The 3,961-nt window shown below is 61.7% G+C and carries 2 protein-coding genes; both read right to left on the minus strand.

From position 1 onward, the window contains the following. The coding region (locus QZM35_RS37980) for a DUF6531 domain-containing protein (protein WP_301777778.1) at positions 1 to 3,040 on the minus strand (3,040 nt) is incomplete at its 3' end. Between the two features lie 94 nt (positions 3,041 to 3,134). Continuing rightward, positions 3,135 to 3,961, minus strand: an 827-nt coding sequence (locus tag QZM35_RS37985; protein WP_301777779.1) for a DUF2345 domain-containing protein, incomplete at its 5' end; no start/stop codon positions are given.

A 3,961-nucleotide genomic window follows, 5' to 3' on the forward strand; every position in this document is an offset into this window, starting at 1 on the left:
TCAACCCGTGGACGTGTCCCGAGCCATACGTGAGCCAATCGACGGCATGGCCGTCCGGCCTGACCGTTCTGATGCGGTTACCGATTTCGTCGTACTGGTGATGCCACACGAAGCTCCGGCTCGCGCCGAACAGGTCGTAAGCGTGATGCTCGCGCACCAGATTGCCAACGGGGTCAAAGAACCGTTGAACGCGGCTATATCGATTGCTGGCCTCGATCAATCGTCCCAGCGGATCGTAGGCAAAACGCTCTGCCTCTTCGCCGACCGACCGGCCATCAAGCCGCCCACCGCGATCGTAAGACATCGTCATGACCTGTCCCGCCTCGTCGACCGACTCGAGACGGCTGCTCGCGTCGTCATACGAATAGCGCGTGGCCTTCCCGTCGAAATCGATCTCCTCGATCAACCGGCCTGTTGCGTCATAGCGGAACGTGTAATTCGCGTGATTCTGGTCGGTCAGCCCGACGATCCGACCGAGCCGGTCATAGCGATACGACAGCGATTGCCCCAATGCATTGGTGCGGATATTGATACGCCCGCTCGCGTCGTAGCCGTAACGCGTGTTGCGGTTCAGCGGATCGACATGCGTCAGCAGACGCCCTTCCGCGTCGTAGCTCAACTGCTCGCGCCCCGCCGGCGACACGACTTCGATCAACTGGCCATTCGCGCCATAACGGTATGCAGTGACCCCACCCTCCGCATCCTTCGCTTCCGATAGGCGACCCTGGGCGTCATACGCCCACTGCGATGTCTTGCCCGAGCAGTCGGTATAGCTGATCAACTGGCCGACTTCGTCATACGTCAGCGCTTTTGCCCCCCCCTTGGCATCCTTGATCCGGGTAAGCAGTCCTCGCCCGTCGTACGCATACTCGGTCTTGTGGCCGAGCGGATCGACCTCCGCAACCAGGTTCCCCGCATCGTCATATTCACGCAGCCACGGGTGTCCAAGCGGATCGGTCACGCGGACGAGCTGGTCCTTCTGGTCATACGCCATCTCGACCACGCTGCCGTCGGTACGTTGATGGCGGACGAAGTTGCCGCGCACATCGTATTCCATGTGCTCGACGGTACCGTCGCGATGGATGTACTGAACGAGTTTGTCGTTCGCGTCCCGGTACATCCACTCTTCGCTACCGTCCGGATGAATCACACGGAACGAATAACCCTTGCTGTCGTAGTAGTGGTGCGTGACATTGCCAAGCGCATCGGTCACGCTGACCATCCGGAAGTCCGGATGCCACGCCAGGCGAACCTCATCGCTGCCGTCATCGGCGTATTCGCGGAAGCATTTTGCCTTCGGCCCGTCACCGTTCCACTCGAGGTTCACACCTCGACCGGTGCGATCGGTATATCGCGTCACGAGGTGGTGTCGATAACGGTATTCGCGGCGATTACCGTAGCGATCCGTCGCCCCGATCAAGTCGTTCTGGTCGTCGTACTCGTAGTTCGCAAGCGTGCCGACGTATTCGCCTTGTGCGTCATGATGAGTGACGCCAACGATCCGCCCTCGCGTGTCATGTCGGAACGCAACCTGAACGTGCGGTGCAATCAGGCGATGCAACCGCCCTTCCGCATCGTAGTCGAGCGTCACCTGATTGCCGGCACGGTCCTTGACGAATGCGAGACGGAACACGTTGCCGTGCCGTTCGTACGCTTCGAGCAGCACATGCCCGCGCGTCACGGTCAGCCACTGCTCGTCCAGCCGCAACAACGTTTGCCCCTCGGAAAGGTCATCGTGCGCACTTCCGATGCCGAGCAGCGGGTATTCGATACTTCGTCCGGCGGCATCGTGATAAACGAGCTTTTCCGCGGCAATATCAAAACGAGTCGTATACGGCGTAATCCAGCGCGCGCCCAATTCGCCATGCTCGTCGTTCGCGTCGAAGAACGATCGATAGGTACGTTGCCAGACAATAGGCAACGGCCCGTCGATCGCGAAGTCTTCGTGATTGATTTGCTCGTCGCCGAGCGCGAATCCGATTGAATGGAGGGTGGCGGCAGGAGGCGTCTTCACCGGGGTATGTGTAAGGCAACAATTCGGCCCCGGATGACGCGCATCAGTGGTTTTTTGAACCTCTTCAATTCGATGCTCGGCACGCTTCTCGGCGACCTGCACCGTCTTGTGCTCTTGAATCCCGGTTGTCTGCGGCTTCGGATTGCGCTTGCGCCAGCTCCGCATGCCGTCTTCACCGATCGTGATGATCCACCCGATCTTGCCCGCATCGTTCCCATCGAGCTCGCGAATGCACTTCTGGACCGTCGGAATCCGCTTGTAGATATCGTCAGCGAAGAGCTGCAGCTTCTTCGTCGAATTCGGGTCGATCAAATCAGCGGCCGAGGTCACCGTGTTGATAGCGATCTTCCCCTCGACCTTGCGCATATCCGAGAGGAATCCACCGAAATTGTCGAGAATCTTCCTGCCGTCATACGCAACGATAGCCGCCCCGACACCCTTCAGATGCGACCCAGCCGACTTCACGTTGTGCCCGACTTCGTACTTCTTCCCCGTCGCGTGCGCGAACACGTCGGCGATCGCCTTCATCAGATTGCCGATGAATTTGGCGCAATGGTCGAGCAGCTCCTTCAGCCCGTCACGGATCACCTTCAGGAATCTCTCGATCTCGCCCGCGTAACGCTCCTGCACGTTCGCCACCATCGCCGAGATGATCGAATCGCGCAGCGCCAGCATAGCAGCCTCCCCCGCTGCCTTGCCGCTCTCGACGACCTTCTGTCGAATCAGCTTCAGCACCGGGCGCGCGCCAAGCCGAAGCTCGGCCGTAGCCGGCGGCAGCGGCACGACCCCGATCAGGTCGAGACCGAGGTTGACCCAGTCGAACATGTCGATCGGTTTGTCGCCATGCTCGATCATCGCCTTGATATCGAGCACCGCATCGACTGCCGCAAAGATATTGGCCAGGACCGGCACGTTCTCCGCGACCGTCTTCAGCCGGCCGACGTTGACGACGCCGCCGCTGACCTTGATCAGCCACTTGTCGAATGAATCGATGCCGGCCTGTACGTCGGCCTCCGTGATCTTCATGATCGGAGACACGAACACATCGGTAGGTTTGGGTTGAAGGACGCCCGCAGCGGTCATGATTTTTCTGTTCTCGAATAGGTGAAAGGGGCGACGCTCAGCTCATTTTCAGCACGGCTGCGGCGCTACGCGCCGTCTGCGCGAGACCGCTGACCTGCTGGGCGGCGGCATTCAACTGGCCCGCTTGCGACAGCACCGCCTGTGCCCCCGCCGGCAGCATATTGGCCGCAGCCTGCTGCGCGACACCGAGGCCCTGGCCTGCCACCGCCTTCGCCAACGCGGCTCCGCCCTGCGACGCCGAGCTCGCCAATCCCGCGACCGTTTTCGCCGCACCCAGTGCATTCGACGCACCCGCCGGCAACATGCCGCCTACCGCCTGCTGCGCCATGCCCATGCCTTGACCAACGGCGGCCTTCGCCAGCGCCGCTCCACCCTGCGTCGCCGCACCGGCGAGCCCCGTCAGCGCGCCGGCGGCACCGCCTGCTGCTGGCAAAAACGAACCGAGCTGCGCCTGCGCGGTTTCCGCGGCGCCTGCCGCCGACGCCGGCTTGGCCGGCCACGGCGCCACATCGAACCGGCTCGACTGTTGATCCTGCGAGCGGGGATCCTCCCCGAACTTCACCTGCACCGCCCCTGGTGGCAGGCCGCTCACGATCATGTGACCGTTGTTGTCGAGCGCTCCCTTCTTCAACAGCCCGCCATTCGCATCAAACACCGAGAACAAGCCGCCCTTCACCGGCTGGCCGTTCCCGTACGTATGCAACAACTCCAGTTGCCCCGGCTGATCCGGCCTCGGACTCGGCAGCGGATACCCCATGCTCGCCGGCCCCGCGAACGTATGCGACGCACCCTTGATATCGATTTTCCCGGGCGCATGAACCTCGACGTTGCCATCCTTGATCCGGATGTATGCTCCGCCGCTCG

It is taken from the genome of Burkholderia sp. AU45274 (assembly GCF_030482505.1).
Lineage (GTDB): Bacteria > Pseudomonadota > Gammaproteobacteria > Burkholderiales > Burkholderiaceae > Burkholderia.